At 45.7% G+C, this 16,482-nt stretch carries 15 protein-coding genes; 1 reads left to right on the top strand and 14 read right to left on the bottom strand.

The features are described from left to right. Positions 1–39: 39 nt before the first annotated feature. From MHB80_RS05140 to MHB80_RS05125, 4 genes are all read right to left on the bottom strand, one after another. Positions 40–324 (bottom strand): hypothetical protein, encoded by a 285-nt coding sequence (locus tag MHB80_RS05140; protein ID WP_341281170.1) that lies wholly within the window; start codon positions 322–324, stop codon positions 40–42. Between the two features lie 120 nt (positions 325–444). Then, positions 445–612 (bottom strand): hypothetical protein, encoded by a 168-nt coding sequence (locus MHB80_RS05135; protein WP_341281169.1) that lies wholly within the window; start codon positions 610–612, stop codon positions 445–447. 31 nt (positions 613–643) lie between these two features. Beyond that, complete coding sequence (locus tag MHB80_RS05130) at positions 644–2,200, bottom strand: glycosyltransferase family 39 protein (protein ID WP_341281168.1); 1,557 nt, start codon at positions 2,198–2,200, stop codon at positions 644–646. A gap of 155 nt (positions 2,201–2,355) precedes the next feature. Then, positions 2,356–3,516, bottom strand: a complete 1,161-nt coding sequence (locus MHB80_RS05125) for a leucine-rich repeat domain-containing protein (protein WP_341281167.1) — start codon at positions 3,514–3,516, stop codon at positions 2,356–2,358. A 279-nt stretch (positions 3,517–3,795) separates the two neighbouring features. On the opposite strand from MHB80_RS05125, the gene MHB80_RS05120 reads away from it, so the two are divergent. After that, positions 3,796–4,191, top strand: a complete 396-nt coding sequence (locus MHB80_RS05120; protein WP_341281166.1) for a hypothetical protein — start codon at positions 3,796–3,798, stop codon at positions 4,189–4,191. 137 nt (positions 4,192–4,328) lie between these two features. On the opposite strand, the gene MHB80_RS05115 is transcribed toward MHB80_RS05120, so the two are convergent. The 10 genes from MHB80_RS05115 to MHB80_RS05070 all read right to left on the bottom strand — a co-directional run bounded on the left by MHB80_RS05115 (position 4,329) and on the right by MHB80_RS05070 (position 16,481). Next, positions 4,329–4,589 (bottom strand): hypothetical protein, encoded by a 261-nt coding sequence (locus tag MHB80_RS05115; RefSeq protein WP_341281165.1) that lies wholly within the window; start codon positions 4,587–4,589, stop codon positions 4,329–4,331. A 338-nt stretch (positions 4,590–4,927) separates the two neighbouring features. After that, positions 4,928–6,865: an alginate lyase family protein gene (locus MHB80_RS05110; protein WP_341281164.1), complete on the bottom strand. Its 1,938-nt coding sequence runs from the start codon at positions 6,863–6,865 to the stop codon at positions 4,928–4,930. A 180-nt stretch (positions 6,866–7,045) separates the two neighbouring features. Beyond that, on the bottom strand, positions 7,046–8,467 hold the full coding sequence (locus MHB80_RS05105) for an extracellular solute-binding protein (protein ID WP_341281163.1): 1,422 nt from the start codon (positions 8,465–8,467) through the stop codon (positions 7,046–7,048). A 116-nt stretch (positions 8,468–8,583) separates the two neighbouring features. Further along, positions 8,584–10,194 carry a helix-turn-helix domain-containing protein gene (locus MHB80_RS05100; RefSeq protein ID WP_341281162.1) on the bottom strand — a complete coding sequence of 537 codons (1,611 nt, stop codon included), beginning with the start codon at positions 10,192–10,194 and terminating at the stop codon, positions 8,584–8,586. 3 nt (positions 10,195–10,197) lie between these two features. Then, a complete protein-coding gene (locus MHB80_RS05095; protein WP_341281161.1) occupies positions 10,198–11,958 on the bottom strand; it encodes a sensor histidine kinase in 1,761 nt (586 codons plus the stop codon). A 6-nt stretch (positions 11,959–11,964) separates the two neighbouring features. Continuing rightward, complete coding sequence (locus MHB80_RS05090; RefSeq protein WP_341281160.1) at positions 11,965–12,798, bottom strand: carbohydrate ABC transporter permease; 834 nt, start codon at positions 12,796–12,798, stop codon at positions 11,965–11,967. 15 nt (positions 12,799–12,813) lie between these two features. Beyond that, positions 12,814–13,701 carry a sugar ABC transporter permease gene (locus MHB80_RS05085; RefSeq protein WP_341281159.1) on the bottom strand — a complete coding sequence of 296 codons (888 nt, stop codon included), beginning with the start codon at positions 13,699–13,701 and terminating at the stop codon, positions 12,814–12,816. A gap of 319 nt (positions 13,702–14,020) precedes the next feature. Beyond that, a complete protein-coding gene (locus MHB80_RS05080) occupies positions 14,021–14,938 on the bottom strand; it encodes an SUMF1/EgtB/PvdO family nonheme iron enzyme (protein WP_341281158.1) in 918 nt (305 codons plus the stop codon). A 193-nt stretch (positions 14,939–15,131) separates the two neighbouring features. After that, positions 15,132–15,773: a glycoside hydrolase family 11 protein gene (locus MHB80_RS05075; RefSeq protein ID WP_341281157.1), complete on the bottom strand. Its 642-nt coding sequence runs from the start codon at positions 15,771–15,773 to the stop codon at positions 15,132–15,134. A 303-nt stretch (positions 15,774–16,076) separates the two neighbouring features. Beyond that, positions 16,077–16,481 (bottom strand): DUF3224 domain-containing protein, encoded by a 405-nt coding sequence (locus MHB80_RS05070; protein ID WP_341281156.1) that lies wholly within the window; start codon positions 16,479–16,481, stop codon positions 16,077–16,079. Between the last annotated feature and the right edge of the window lies 1 nt (position 16,482).

Below are 16,482 nucleotides of genomic sequence, written 5' to 3'. Positions count from 1 at the left end.
GGATATTTTATGATTGGCGCTTCCCAGGCCAAATCTCCCTTATTTTCTTCTATAAAACTTTTCCCAATCGTAAATGATTTCTACGAGTGAAAATTTCGATTGGTATCGTTCATTTTTTTCCCATTCCCTAATTGCTTGTTTTCTTGTTTGATAAAATTTATAATCGCTTATGTTCCAAGAACAATATACTTTTCTGTACCATTTACCATTATTCATACAACCTGCATAACGACGTACAGCTTTAGCAGCTTGGCGTTTTGCCCAACACGTTTCGGGAGTCGTATGATCGCTACTGACGGGTGATTTTTTATAGCTTCTGCTCAATTTCTCTAACCTCCTTCTGGGAAGCTAGAGACCGTCCAACGTTTTCATATTATTCACCCCTTCTCTTTTTCTTTATAATACGTTATATCAAATAATGTCTCTACTCTAACCTCAATATACTCATCTTCTACTGCCCGGCCCTCTGTTCATATCCGCTCCGCCATTTCCCCTTGAGCTGGCGTCCGACTGGGTTATCGCTTGAGCGGTAATGGCCTCGCATGAGGCAAGCACCAAGGAGCAGCTAAGCATCACAATAATTAAAATAAAGCCATATCTTTTACTACGCATCTTTAGCTCACCTCTTTTTAGCGTATAAGCGTTAGCGGAGGAAATATTTTTTCCATACACACTCATAAAAATCCTTAAAGCCCATGTAGGATAACACAATCAGCAATGGATACACCGGGTAGATATAGCGGGACTTGATTTCCCATAGCAGATAAAAGGCGATAAAACCTAAAATGACCAAAATTAAAGAGGTTTCTTCGTATCGTTTGGCTCTAATGCCACTAAGCAAGCGAATGAAAATCCCGCAATACATCAGGAAGCTCATCACATACAGCACCCAGAGCACCCCACTTCTATAATTCGAATCGGCCTTGAATAAGTCTGTAGCCCACGTCGTATAGCTGTACCGCTCCAGTTTAAAGCCCCTACTCCCCCCTGTATCGGAGGAGCCATCGTTACCCATGCCGTACCTCTCCATCTGATACGTTCCTTCCGTCCACGTCCAGATGAGCTTTTTAAAATACATTTTCGCTAAATCGCCTGCACTCGCCTCAGATAGCTTATTGCTGATCGACTCCTTAAACAGCTCTACACTGTCCGCCTTATTATAGCCCGCATCTCTTTGATAAATATTGTAGCTTTGCCTGCTGTCCCAAAACCCAAACGTATTCAGGTTGATGCCCATATTCAGCCACATGTAGACAGGCGCAGAATTATCATTGACCGATTCATCTACAACATTCGTGGCCTGCAGAACCGCGTTCTGCGACCAGGCCGGAACATTAAACAACGCCGCCATTAGGATTAACGAGGCCACGGCCTTTTTCACTCCAATTTTCCTTATGTTGAAAATAATGCTGAGCAGCACAGCAATCAGAAAAATGACGCCGATGCTTCTGAAATAGTTGCCGATGGCCAGCAAAATCGCAGCGAGGATCATCGTCTTAATCGATCTTGTTCGGATAAACCTCACAGAGAAATATAAAGCACTGGTCAGAAAAGCGGTAGCAATCACATCGTTATAAATAAAATTGCTCATAAACAGCGCAGGAATATAGGTTGCTCCAAACACTAGAACGCCATAGTCATGTTCCTTAGACTTGCTATTCAGCTCTCTATTGAGCAAATAAATCATTACTGTAGTAACGAGCGTAAATAAAATATTGAAGATTTTGATGACCAAATAATTATCAGGAAATAGCTGCAGCAGCGTTTTTAAGTATAGAACGATGGAAAAGTTAAACGGAAACATATAAAGATATCCGCCCGTGTTAAAGGTGGAATAATCCTTTTGATACAGCATATTCATCGCCAGAGAAAGCACCGTTTCGGAATCATCCGTCGGCAGGCGGGGAAACAGGAAAATAATCGCGATTTGGAGTGCACACGAGAACAGCAGCGTGGCCGGGATAACGATTTTCCAGCTGTATTTGTTCAGCTTTAAGCAAAGTTTATATAGAAAGATGCTTAACGCGAGGACTGTCCCTATGATTAAAATAAATAAAACAAGCTGCTGCTTTCCCAAGTGTGGGGTGTCGCCGTATTCGTAAAAATGATATTCCGCCCTCACAAAAAATGACGACGCGATAAAAAGCCCTATAAGGCATGCAAGCATGATATACAATATTTTTTGAATGCCCTTAACCATGGACAACCTCCTTTACACCATTAATATAGAAGCATTATAAATCCCTAATCTGAAAATCTCATGAATAGGCAAAATAAAGACGCTCTAGGGGCAAGCTCCCGAGCGTCTGGTTTGGCAGATGTATGGTATTTGGTTTTTGTATTGAATAATCGTTATTAATAAGCCTCATAGATAAGCTCGCTGTCCATTTCAAGCTTATGATTAAAAGCTGCGTAAATGTAAAGTTGCCCCGCTGGACTGTCGCCAGCATCGTAGCCTAATCGAAAAGTGCGGTCTTCGGCAAACTCCAGCTCAGCCAAAACGAGCTCATTTACATCCTCATCAGGATGCAGGCTGGCAATCAGAGCCAGCGCGCTTTCGCATAGCTCGTCAAAGTGCTCCCACATTTTTTTTATAATAGGCGACAGCCGTTTCATGTCCGCTTTGGTGGCGACAGCCACAGTTGCGGCAAGCTCTTTCTCCCTATATTGAAGCGTGGTGGAATAGGATGAAAGAGCGACATCGTATACAAAGGTTCCGACCCCTTTGATCGTATGATTAGGCTCGACAATGAGATTGCTCGAATAATCTACCCGCGCAAGCTTTGGATTATGGCTCGTGTCCAGCTTCGGAATTTTATTTTCTGAGCAATAAAGCTCTTCTAAAAACACATTATGGCTAATGTCCAGGCCTTTAATATGATTATTGAAGCATCTTAAGCTTTGCAGGGCTGAATTGCGCGTTACGTCCAATTCCGTAAGATGATTGTTGTTGCAGCGAATTTCAAGCAGGCTCGGACATTCCTTTACGTTCAAGGCTATTAAATAATTGTTTCCGCAATCAAGACGGGAAAGCTGTTTATTTTGATCCAAATTTAAATTAAAAAGGGCATTGTAGCCGCAGTTGAATTGCTCTAAATTCGCGTTGTGATCCACTTGCAATTCCGTAAGGATGTTCCAATAGCAGTCCAGCTTGACGAGCATGGCGTTGTGGCTGACATCCAGCTTCTGAATTCGGTTGAACCCGCAATCCAATGCTTCAAGCTTCCTATTGTTCGTCAAATTCAGGGCATGAATCTCGTTTTTGTTGCAGTTAAGCTTTTTTAGGTTTATATTGCGGCTAATATCTAGCTCCATCAGGTTATTGTAGGAGCAATCCAGCTCTTCAAGCGACGTAAAATGTTCAATGCCTTTCAAACTTGAATATTTTTGGCTTGCTAGCTGCAACGATACGATTTGCTCCACATCGCTCGTCTGAATCCATTCGCGATTTTCACAATAATTTTCTAAAATATATGTTTTGAATCGTTCATCTCTAAAATCTTCTGTAATATTCATAGCGCTCCTCCTTGGGGCAAGTTCCTAATGAATGTAGAAAAACTAAATTTATCATAGCATAAATTTGGATATTTTTATTCCTATCACTCGACAAAACCCGTCATTTGCTCCTTCTTCTCTACCATTTACAACTGTATTTCAATAAGATATATTGAAATGGCTAGAAATGTTAGCGCTAACATTTAGTGAGAAGGGAATGATGCAGCCTGTTTCGAAAAGCTTTTAGTTTGTATCTAGCTTAGCTTTAAAATAATCCATTTTTGAGAGGGCGGACCATTTATGAAAAAAAGAAGCGCAACATTATTCGTACTTGTTTTGGCAATGTCTCTTATGTTCAGCATGACGGCATCGGCCAGTGCTACTGTCGTAGCCTATGGAATGACCTATTCCGATACACTCACAGCTGGGCAAACCTCTGCCTATTTTCTTTCTAATGCTAAAACGTCTGGTACAAGCGTTAAGGTAACAGCATCGGCAGCAAATGCGATTCAACTGCATTACTACTGGACCTACAATAATACAACACTGGACCTTGGCACATACGTCGTAAACAGCACAAACTACAATGGCGGTGCGGCCTACTACAGCCCTGGCACTTTGACTACAGTAGTAGAGCGCGTTCCAGGATCGACGACTCCTTTACCTTCCGTATCCTATAGCATTTCCTTCAACTAATAGGATCGGACATCGAATAACCACGCCCACTGATCCAAATCAGCGGTAGTGGTTATTTTTCATAGTGACTGAAGTTGCTGGATCAACCTTCCACTGCGCGTATAACGTCACATTTTCCACGCCTAAATTCATAACCGTTAAATACCACAGTAAAGAATTTTATATTCTTCTGCTTCGACCTGTTTCGCGAACTCAATCAACTTACATAGCGTATCAAGAAGCTCTTTTTTGCTAAATGACCATTTATCGTAATAGCCGGATTGTTTCGGGTCTTCTTTGAATCCAAGCTCGCTCTTATTTTTATCAGGATTGTAGGTTTTAATCCATTTTAATGAATCTTGCATATAACCAAACATGTCGTCATGTAAATGGACAACGTTTTGTGGATGTTTTTCCATATACTTTGAAACGCCAGTAAAAATGGGCTCTTGTTCCCAATCTTGATTGGAAATAAGTATGAAGTCATGCACTAGAGTTATATCAAACCTCTCCTTTTTAAATGCTGCCCATATCGTCTGGAGTCAACTCTATTATTTATACAGGTTTTAAATGACATCCCCATTTTAAAATCCCAGTTATATGTATTATATCATCTCCCCCATACCAACAGGATTTTTTTGTAATTAATATAGAAGCATTATAAGTGGCTAATCTGAAAATCTCATAAATAGATAGAACAAAGACGCTCCAGGGTGCAGTCCCCAGAACGTCTTTATTCGTTTAATTATTTGATATTTTATTCCAGCTCCCAAAACACGCTGCCGCTTTCGATCCGAATCCACAGCCGCTGCTTTGCCCGCTGTAGCAGTAGACTCAGCTGCTGTTCCGTCTGCTCTATTGTAAATTCCTTCACCAGCCAAGGCTCCTCTGCTGCCCCGTCTAGATCATGGGGCAGCACAACCGTACTAAGTCCAGCGGAACCGCTCGTTATAAGCTTGGCTGCAATTATGGACGTCTCCTCTTTGGACCCGTAAATCTCCGATACCCAGCCCTGCCCGATAACGATTTCCGGTTTAAGCTCAGTCGCTGTAGCGGCAGCATCAGCGGTCCAATACATCTGCACGCCGATGCTTGATAGTGAATAGTCGATTTGAACCCCCGGAAACGGTTCTGCTTCAATTAATACCGCAGCAGCATCCGGATGAAGGTGAAAGCGCTGCTCCGCCTGATGTCCGCCTTCACCGTCCAGCCAATCAACCAGCAGCAGCAGCGGTACCTCTTTGCCCATTAACAGCCAACGTCGGTGCAGCAGCGGATTACTCAGCCGCAAATACCCGTTATGCGAGGCGTCGACGAACTCATAAGCAGCTGTGCTTTCGCGGCGGTGAGTCGTGCATTCAGCCAAAGGCTCGCCCCAGGCTTGAGTTGAAACATAGGGTGTCTGGTCCATACCATCAATGAGCACCGTATTGTGAGCAGCGGTGCTTTTGAAATAATGCCGCCACTCCCCCTCCTCGTAAGTATAGCGGCCGGGATCAGCAAAGATTAGCTGCCGCCGCCAGTACCACTCCAGATTAAGTGCATCGGCATGGCCGTGGGCTCCTCCCATCGGCGCGGCATCGAAGAACAGGTGCTGGTCGACATTTTTCATAATGTAATATCCTGTCTGCGGGAAGTCTTTCCCCGTCACAGGTGAATATCCGTGCTCCTGCCGCTCGACCAATCGCTGGAATGCTTCAGCTCCAAGCATCCACAGAAAATCCGGGCTGACCTCTCCAAGCATGGTTAACTCCTCGTCGTCCAGTATTCCGCCCAGAATGGCGACTCTGGCACGTCCATTGCTGACCCATTCCGAGTCGCCGATAGCCGTAGAGCGGTTATCGGGCCTAATCATCGCCAGTGTGAAGGAGGTCATCCTGTGGAGCTGCTGTCCATATGCTTCTGGAAATGGATGCCCTGCTAGACGCCCCAACAAATATGGCGTGCCAAACATCTCAATGCTGCCATCATGATAGTGGGTGGTCAGTTCAGTCTGGATGCCCTCTGGCCCAATTTGATGATACTGGCATAGTTGCAGCCGCTCCATCGCTAGTTGGCGCCAATAAGGAGCCTTTGGATGTTCAGCAAGAAACACGCCGATCATGAACAGCCCTTGCATATGCATAATCGCATGGTTGATGTTCGTATCCCCTAAGTAGGTGCTGAGGTAATCTGCATGCTGCTCCAGAGCCTCTTGCAGCCCGGTGAAAAAGTCCTCATCCAGCAGGCGACTGCTCTGCATGTAGGCATAAGCCGATATCCAGGACTGGACACGCAGCCCAGTTTCCAACAGCCGCCACGGCCCTGGCAGCTGGAAGTAAACAGCAGCCTCATAAGGCGGCCGCGGGGACGGCGGCGGATTTTGCTCCCGCCAGCTGCGGAAATGCTCCTTAAAGGCTTGTACATATTTTTCATCCTTGGTCATTAAATAGGCTTTGCCAAGATCCAGCATATGCCAATGACGGTTTACTCCCCAAGTGAACTCGGGATCACGCGAGGGATTGTAGAGCCAATCAACCCGCTCGCCCATCTGTATCCAGGTGGTGAGATCATTTGTATATGGAATCATGAGTTCGTTCCGGCAGGCATGATCAGCAATCAGGATCGAGGCGGCGGCATGGTCCGGGTAATACTCGCCATATCGCTGGGCGGCTTGCTCCAGCTCCGCTCTAGTAAGGTAATAATAGGTGCTCATAGCAGCCTCCTGTTTTTTCTTTGGGCAGTGTCGCACAAGGGCAAGTTCGACTCCCTGATACCGACCGATACAAATCAAATCATCGTCTGCATGACGAAAAAGGAACTGCCCCATAAACATAACGCTCATTTACGGGGCAGTTCTTTCCTAAATCTACTCTAATGTTAATCCGTTATGCCGCTACTCGTTTGACAGCTTGCCCTGCAAGTTCAACGAATTAAAGCTTGGGTCTGCTTCAATTGTTGTCAGTCCGGAATCTCTGGCTTGCTTGAGCGCGGTATTGTAGCGAGTGTTCAGATCAGTTATTGTCTGTCCTACATCTCCACCAACCATTACAAACTTCACGAATGATTCTGCCCACTTTGACCCCTCAACCTGACTCTCCGTTGCTGACATCGGGTTAGCCGGGTAAATCGCATCATATTTTTTCGGCAGAAACCCTGCAATCCCTGGAATTTCCGGCTTCTTGGCATTAGCGAGTACTGTCGGAATCAACGATACGCCATAACCTTGCTCAAAATATTCAGTCTGCAGATCTACGCTGTAGATGTAATTCATGAATTTCCAGGCTGCATCCTTGTTTGCGGAATTGGCGTTAATGCCAATGTATGATCCGCCGATAACCTGCGAAGCACCCGAAATTTGTCCGCTTTGAGTCGGGGGCTGCGCCGCCGCCCAGTTGATTGTTGTCGGGAACTGCCCCTTGTAAACGCCAGGCTCACCAGAGTGATTGAAATACATTCCAATCTTACCCTGTGCGAACTGGGCACGAAGCGGGTCAATGTCGAGGCTCTCTACACCCGGCATCATACTGCCGCTTTCCACCATCTTGCGCATAGCTAAAGCGATATCCTTATACATCCCGAAGTCAAACTCGCCAGTAACGTAATTGTAACCGTCAACGCCAGTCGTCGTGCTGGCTGGCGCAACTGTATTTCCTGGACGTCCAAAGCCGCTTGAACCCTTGAGCGGGCTTGCGAAGCCGTAGATGCCCTCCGCCTTGCCCAAATCCGTAATGAGTTTGGCATCCTCTACTAGCTCGTCCAGCGTTGTTGGAGGGTTAGCAATACCTGCACGCTTGAACAGATCGACATTGTAAATCAAACGCCAAGTCTGTCCGGTATTTGGCAGCGTGTAAATTTTTCCATCAATCTCGTTTTTGTGTTCGATAATAACGCTCTCGAACGTCTTCTTCATTTCATCGCTCATGTAATCGTTAATCGGAGCAAGGTAGCCTTTTTTAACATAAGTTTCGAAATCATCAATTTGCAGCACATCCGGCGCTTGCTGGCTGGCGAAAGCAATATCCACAGCTTGCGGATAATTGTCGCCCATAACGCTCATCTCAACTTCAATGTTGTCCGTGTTGGTCTTGTTGAATTGATCAACCTTACCTTTCATAAACTCAGCATCATGGCGATCGGGAGTCCAGTAGACAATCTTTGTCTTTGTGCCTGAGGAACCTGAAGAGCTTGATGGGCTTGAAGAATTTCCTGATTTGCCGCTGTCCCCGGTTGTTGTGTTTCCCGTGTTGGACGAGCAGGCGGCCAAGGCCATAATAAGCAGTGAACTTACTAGTACTAGCAACCACTTCTTCTGCATTTGCTTTCCCCCCGAATTATGTTTTCTGGAATGAGTTCGTCACTCCTTACTATTAAGAATAACGAGTATGATCTGACATGTGAGTACGGTATCTCAACTGCGGTAAGGGGGGGATTTCATCTTTTCTTCAGATCTTGCTGTTCAAAATAATGCTGCCGATAGGTGGAAGGCGTCATTCCGCAATGCTTTTTAAACATCTCGCTGAAGTACGGGCGATCCTCGTAGCCAAGCTGTAAGGAAATTTGCTGTACCTGCATCCCCTCCATCAGCCACTCCTTTGCCTTCTCAATCCGCACATTGGCAATGTAGCTCGCAAGGGTCAGAGAGGTCTCGCGCTTGAACAAATTCGCCAAATAGCTTGGACTCAAATGCACCGCTTTGGCGCAGCTGTTCACGGTCAGATTGGCATCCAGATGCTCTTGTATATATAGCTTCACCTGATTGATTACTTTGGAGTGCTCCGTATGCTGCCTGCTCTGCAAACAGTCGCAGCATAAGGCGCAGAATTGAACCATCTCGCGCATCCATTCCGCGAAGTTTAGTAGTGGCAGCGCCTGAATATGAGACATTCGCTCCACCAGTTCAGGGGTCAGATCCCCGCTCATTATCTCCAGCATCGTGCGGTAGACAGTCACACTGAGCGATTTAAACTGCTGAACCATCATTTCAGGGTCTGGATAACGATTCTGCAATACCCAGTCAAGGAACAGCTCATCGAGCATATGCTCTGTCTTCACCTTGCTGCCGCTTCGCAAAGCATATAGCAGACCCTTCTCTTTCTCCGGTGCGTAGCGAGGCGTCATTGTATATTCCTGCAACTTAACATAGCTATAGCTATAACTGCCCGGAGTTACACTATAGAAACGATGATTCAACGCCTTCGCGGCCTCCTTATACGCAATGGAAATTCCTTCTGGCCCTTCATGGACCAAGCTGATTCCCACCGACACTGGATCCATGAGGCTCTCCTCAAGCCGAGCCTTAGTCTCCGACCACGTTTTATCCGCTTCAGCAGGATCCTTGCTCTGCAAGAGTACGACTAGCCGCTGACCGCTCTCCTGGAGCAAAATCCCCTGCCCCTGCCCCTCCAGCATCTGCCGAAGCAGCACAAGCATAGCCTCCCCCATAGCCACGGAATGCTCCGGCTGTGCAGGCTGCCCACTATCCAGCAGCAGTACCTGATAAGAGGGCAGACGCTGATCCAGCTCCCATTCCTGCCACTCCAGCTCCCCTCTGGCTGTCTGGGGCTGATAGAGCAGACTGCGTAGATACTCCTCACGCTGGTGCAGCCTGTTTCTGTGCACCTCCTGCTCCAGCAGTCGCATTTTGTCCGATCTATCCTGCTCTTGTTCAATTGCCTCACGGACCTTCAGCACACTCTTCACCACCTGAGCAGGGGTGAACGGCTTCAGCAAATAATCAGAAGCGCCAAGCCGCACAGCCTCTTGAGCGTAGGCAAAATCATTAAATCCACTCATGAAAATCACCTTGGTCGGCAGACGCTCCTCCACAACGGCGCGAATCATCTCACAACCACCCAATTTCGGCATGCAAATATCCGTCAGTACGATATCGGGCCGCAGCTCACGGATGATTTCCAGCCCCTTCTGGCCGTCTTCAGCCGTTCCGACAATTTTGATGCCATGCTCCTCCCAAGGAATCTGATAGGCTATACCGCTTACGACCATCTTTATATCATCCATTACGCACATCGTCAGCATACTCATAGACTATCCCTCCCGTGGAATGGTAATGACAACCGAAGTCCCTTCATAAGGAACACTCTTAAAATACATGGACGCCTGTGCGCCATAATTCAGCTGCAGGCGACTGTAGATATTGTATAGTGCATAGCTTGTATGACCCTGGAACTGTCTCAGCACCTGTAAATTCAGCAGCTCCGCGTCCAACCCCCGTCCGTTATCGGTCACCTGCAGCTCAAGTTGTCCCTCTGTTTGCCGCGCGCGAATGGTTATCACACCCACTGTGTCGAAATCCTTGAAGCCGTGTAAAATGGAATTTTCCACAAGCGGCTGCAGTAAAATTTTGGGCAGAGGCATATCCAGTACTGATTCATCTGGAACCTCCAAGATATACGTAAACAATCCCTCATAGCACTGCTGCTGCAGCAGCATATACTGCTCTACATGCTCCAGTTCCTGACGAAGTGTGATCATCTCCTGACCGTTATTCAGCCCCAGTCTAAATAGCAATGACAAGGAAACAATCATCTCCCCCACCTGCTCGCTGCGGCCTCCCTGGCTTTTCCAAAGTATCGTATTCAGCGTATTGTACAGAAAATGGGGATTAATCTGGGCCTGAAGCGCCTTAATCTCGAATTTCAGCTTTTCCTGCTCCGTATACTTATTCTCTTCAATTAAATTCTCGATCTGAATGAGCATCCGGTTAAAGCGATAGCCGATTACCGCTACCTCGTCCTCATATTTGCTCTCGAAGCGAGCCTCCAAATCATTATTTTCCACTCGTTGAATCAGACGATACAGCTTGTGGAGCGGTTGCAACAGACGACGGGCCAAGAAATTAGAGAACATCAATGCAATTACCATACAGACCAGCATAATACTCAAAATCAGCCAGCGGATCTGTCGCATAGGTCCGAGCAAATCTCCCTTTGCCTGAACGCTGGCTAGTATCCAATCGCCGTTAATACCAAGCCTGGAGTAATTGACAAGCTGCTCGTCCTGATTATTCGTATAGGAAAATGCCCCTTCCCCCTCTTCGGCAAACCGATTAAGAAAAGAAGCACTGCGGAAATCTTCGAGCGGCGGACTTGCCGAAGGCAGTACGCTGTAACCGTCTCCCGTTAGCAAAAAAAGCCTAATCTGATCGTCAATCAGACTCTGCTCAATAACATTACGGAAATATTCTTCTCTAATATTGACAATGAGATACACGCCGGGCAGATTATCATTGTTCACAGAGTTGCGCAGAGGACGCACCATGAGCGTTACCACCTGCTTTCCCCCCTGTAATAGCTTGTCCTCATGTCCAGATTCCCAGCGTACATTCCAAGAATAATCCTTAATCTCTTTCTTATAAAGCTCCGTGAATACCACATTTTCCGCTATTGTATCCTTGGTTGAATAAAATTCGCCGATTGGCGTGGAGAGCAGCACTGATTCGACTGCTGGCTCCACCTGCTTAAGCTGTGCAAACGGTGTTTGCATGAGCGAGAGGTTTTGGTAGAAACGTGTGCTGTTGCCATAACGCACATCGTCCATCACTCGGCTGTACGTCTCGCTCATCATCAGGGAATACGATGAAACAATTATATGCCTCATGCTCTCATCGAGTGCCTGAACCGTCTTGTTCAACATCGTCTGCTTCAGCTTCAGCGCATTCTCCTCAATAACCTTGGCGGCAAAATTATAAGCTAATCCGCCAGTAGCGCTAATGCAGAGAAAGGCTAACAAAACATATAAAATCTGAATTCGATTTTTGAGCGAAAGCTTGTAAAAGCTCCATTTCATAGCTCGTCATCCTTTTACAGCTCCGAGGGTCACTTGCATGAAGGATTTATTCGTAAACAGATAGACGACCAGCAGAGGCAGAATCGAGATGCAGGCTCCGGCCAGCATCAGTTGAGACTCAGACGCCGCGCCAATACCATAGCGTAAATTGGCCAGTCCCACCGGGAGTGTCTGCAACGACTTGTTGCTCAGAGTAAATACCAGCGGCAGTATATACTCATTCCATGAATTCTGGAATACGCTTAGTCCGGCTACCGCAAGCGCAGGGCGCAGCAGCGGCATAATAATTTTCCAGAATACCGCAGCAGGGCTGCAGCCGTCTATCCATGCTGCTTCATCCAATTCACGCGGAATCCCCCTCAGGAAGCCGATTAATATAAAATAAGTTGCCGCGTGGGCACTGATAAGAATAAGAATGACGCCCCAGAGCGATTTTTGCAAGCCTATCATAACCATTAGATCAAATTGAGGCCGTAATACGACCGCACCGATTGAGATAAACAGTGTACTGGCAAGTAGCCCTGTATATGCTTTCTTGCCTGGAAACTCCGTCCGGTCTACCGCGTAGGCCGCCATAGCCGCTACCAGCAGCGTGCCCATGGTCGTCATCGAGCTGACAAAGATACTGTTCAACGTAAAGCGAGAGAAATTCGCTTTATTCCACGCCGTTACATAGTTGTCGAATTGCCACACATCAGGTAAAATTTTAGCTCCCGCAGTCAATTCCATATTTGTCATAAAGGAACCGAAGAGAACGACTACTATCGGAAACAAAGTAATACCTGCACTGATAAGGAGAAATGACCACAGAAGGGTCTTCCCTGCGATTTTTGTTATCATTGACCATTCCTCCTATTATTCATACAACTTGTTCAGCTTCTTGGATAAATAGAAGTAGATAAGGGTTATAATACCAACAATGACAGCTGTTACGAAACCAACAGCACTTCCATAGCCGAGCTGCTGCTGAACTTGAGCATCAGGAGAAATCGGGAACAACAACTTGAAGAGATACAAATACATGACCTCGGTCTTCCCGTAAGGTCCCCCTTCGGTCAGAACCATGATGCTCTCATATCCTTTAAGGGAGATTGTAATTGCCAGCATAATGATCATCTGCATGACAGGTCCGAGCAAGGGAATCGTGATGCTCCAGAACTTGCGCACCTCGCTTGCTCCATCCAGGGAAGCCGCTTCGTATAGATCCTCGGGAATACCTTGAAGTCCGGCGAGAAAGAGCAGCATATAATTGCCGACCGCTCCCCATATAGCGATCATGATAGTAGTAAGCATTGCATAATTTGGTCCTAGCCAGCTGATTGGCTCGCTGATGATATGGTATTTCATTAGAAATTGGTTTAATACTCCATTATAAGAATTGAAGATGATGAAAAAGACGATGGACATGACAGAGGCGCTGAATACAGTTGGCAAATAATAAACGGCCCTAAGCAGCGAACGACCCTTTATTTTCCGATTTAAAATAAAGGCGAAGATCAACGATAGCGGAATGGTCACAATCAGCTTGCCGACTGCGTAGATACCTGTATTTACGACCGAGTTCCAGAAATTCTGATCTCGCGTCAAACGGGCAAAATTACCGAAGCCCACAAAGATCGCCTCACCATAACCTTGATAGTTATAAAACATAAACCGAAGTGCCCACAGCAGAGGATACACGCCTAACACCAGCGTCAGCAGCAGACTTGGAAAAATAAATAAATACGCCGTCCTTTTGTTCATTTAAAGCCTTCCCCCTTTTTCTCCTCTGTTGAAAACAAGTATAACGGAGGGATGATTCGGCAGGAGAGAGGCGATTCAACTTTCTAGTGTAGGATAATCTAACTATCCATTGCGTTTTCGCAAAGAAATGTAAGAAAACATAACATTGAAGCTCGATAAATTTCAAGCACTTGTAAAAAATACGATTTCTATTTCTGGGGCAGACTCAATTGGAATCAAAAAAAGAGAGGTTTGACACCCCTCTTTACGATCTTCTTTCATAAATCCCTATGTCATTAGCTGCTGCTTGGCAGAACACCATCGGAGGCATTGTTCCAATTTACTCGGCGCGGCTCACACGAAAGCCTTGATCCGGGCCAAAGCCGCTCGCCTCGAACTTGCCCCTATAAGATATCTCGTTGTTTCTGATGTCGCCAATCCAGCCGCCACCCTTTACAACCCTTAAAGAACCACTATCGCTATCCAAATCTCCGTCTTCATACCAGTTCCAACACCATTCCCTTACATTGCCTGACATATCGTAAAGTCCTAGCTCATTAGGTTTCTGGACACCGACTGTCTTTGTTTTATTTTTGTTGCTTTCTATCATTGTCCAGTTCCATTCGCCTGATAATGGTTTGTCTCCAGCGTTTTTCCAATACCAGGCCACTTCATCTACATTATTGCTTCCGCTGTAGGTATAGCTGTTACTCGCCTGACCTCCGCCTGCAGCGTATTCCCACTCCGCTTCCGTCGGCAATCGATAACCATTCGCTCCCTCATTGATCGTTACGGTCCATTTTAGATTATCGTGCTCACTCTTATTACTAGGGTCTTTTTTATTTTTGTCTATCTCGTAATACGGCTTCAGGCCCTCTTTTATACTTCGTTTATTACAGTATTCAACAACATCATACCAGCTAACCATTTCTACTGGTAAATCGTCGCCCTTGAATCCGGAGGGGTTGCTTCCCATAACCTCAACCCACTCTTTTTGAGTTATCTCATATTTGTCGATATAAAAGCTTGATATAGTTGCACTTTTCCCATAAAAGTTGGACTTTGTATTCACAAAGTCCCCACCTTTTACAAAGACAAGGCTATCATTATTTTTATTATTTTCGGTCTTTTCCGTCTTTTCGGTCTTCTCGATCTTCTCGGTCTTTATTGCCATTTCGGTCTTCTCAGGCATTTGTTGTGAGCAAGCGGTAACAACCAATATGATTACTGGTAAAAGGAAAATAAATTGTTTTCTCATTCATATTTCTCCTTTAAGCAGATAGAAAAAGGATGCAGGCAGCTATCTTTTATTGAAAAATATAAGGCCGCCGGCTGTGAGGCCGGCAGGCCTTAGCGAGCCTTATTCATAATTAAATAACTTTCTCATTATTCCGAAAACGGTCTAGCGCCTGTCTGCTACCCTACTTGCAGCTGGCCTGTTACCATAACTCTTACCACACCGTTACGTTAGAGCTGCCGCTGCTTTGATACCCCTCTGTCGCAAACACCTGGTAAGCCCAACTGCTGCCCAGATTCATTCCTTTACTTTTCCATGCATTAACGTGGTTGCTGAACGTGATTGCGGAGTTGACCCCAGTTGCCCTCTTCGACTGGCGGACACTCCAATACTGAGGGAACGTTTGTGTGCCGTCAATGGATGGCGCGTTGTATCTCATAGTCGTATAAATGTCATATGTGCCTCCATCGCTGGATACGGTTCCTTTAAACGTTCCGGTAGGACGATACGTGCCCCAGCTGTCAACGACGTAATATTCAATAAGCGAGTTTCTTGTCCACCCGTAAAAAGTCAAATATCCATTGCCAGACGGAGCCCAAAGACCGGCATTGTAGTTAACTACCCGGTTTGGCGATCCGAAATTCCAGCCCTTACCCACAACAAAATTCCCGACATTCGACCATGTCACACTATAATTGCCGCCAGAGCCATTGACAGCATTTACTGATCCGCCACCATCGGTCCAATTTTGCCAATAGTCTGTCGCTGCACTTGAGGTTGCTGAGAACATACCCAAACTCATTGAAGCTGCAAGGCATACCGTCAAAATTTTCTTATTAAGCTTTAATTTAAACATGAAAATACCTCCTAATTTTTTGTCGTTATCTGCCTACCTATATAGTGTGGTTTCTTCTCATTGCAGCACAACACTTATCCTGTGTCATGTCTCAATAGCATTTTACTATCACCTCCTTCTTTAGGTAAATTATAGCAAGTAAGCGCATACATTGATACATTGTAAATTATAGGTTTTTCCATGATGCATCCTTATGCCCCTTGCCTTGCTTTTCTCGGTCGTCATGGCAATATGCGTTTGGATACAAAAAAAAGGAGTTGACACTTTCATGCCCTCCTTTTGCATCTTTACCTTCTGAGATTTTCAGTTGCTCCAGTCGAAATCTAATACCAATTCACTCGTGTGACCGAGAAAATGATAGTTATAGCTTCCGATTAATTTTTCCAGCTCTCCTGTACCGTTAATGATTTGAGCAGGGCTATCAAGAGTACCGTTATCAAACATGCCGTTTTCACAAGCTGTAAAAGCTCCATATTTCCCATCGTAATGACCTTCAAAGTGCAGGAACCCCGCAATTTTGGATTTGGCCTTTTCAGCATCTTCCATATTACTATCTAAGTAATACAGCAAGTATTCTAAAGTTGCTTTCCCTTCCAAAATACCTTTAATTTCATATTCCACTTTTGCAGTATTAATGGGGAAGTTGCTTAGATTATTTTCAATGGGCTGTTCCTCCCACTTTGTTACAGTAAAAATGGCTGTTTCCATA

This window comes from Paenibacillus sp. FSL H8-0537, from assembly GCF_038051995.1.
GTDB lineage: Bacteria > Bacillota > Bacilli > Paenibacillales > Paenibacillaceae > Pristimantibacillus.
Note: the sequence above shows the minus strand (reverse complement) of the source record. Positions and strands in the feature narration are given on the sequence as shown.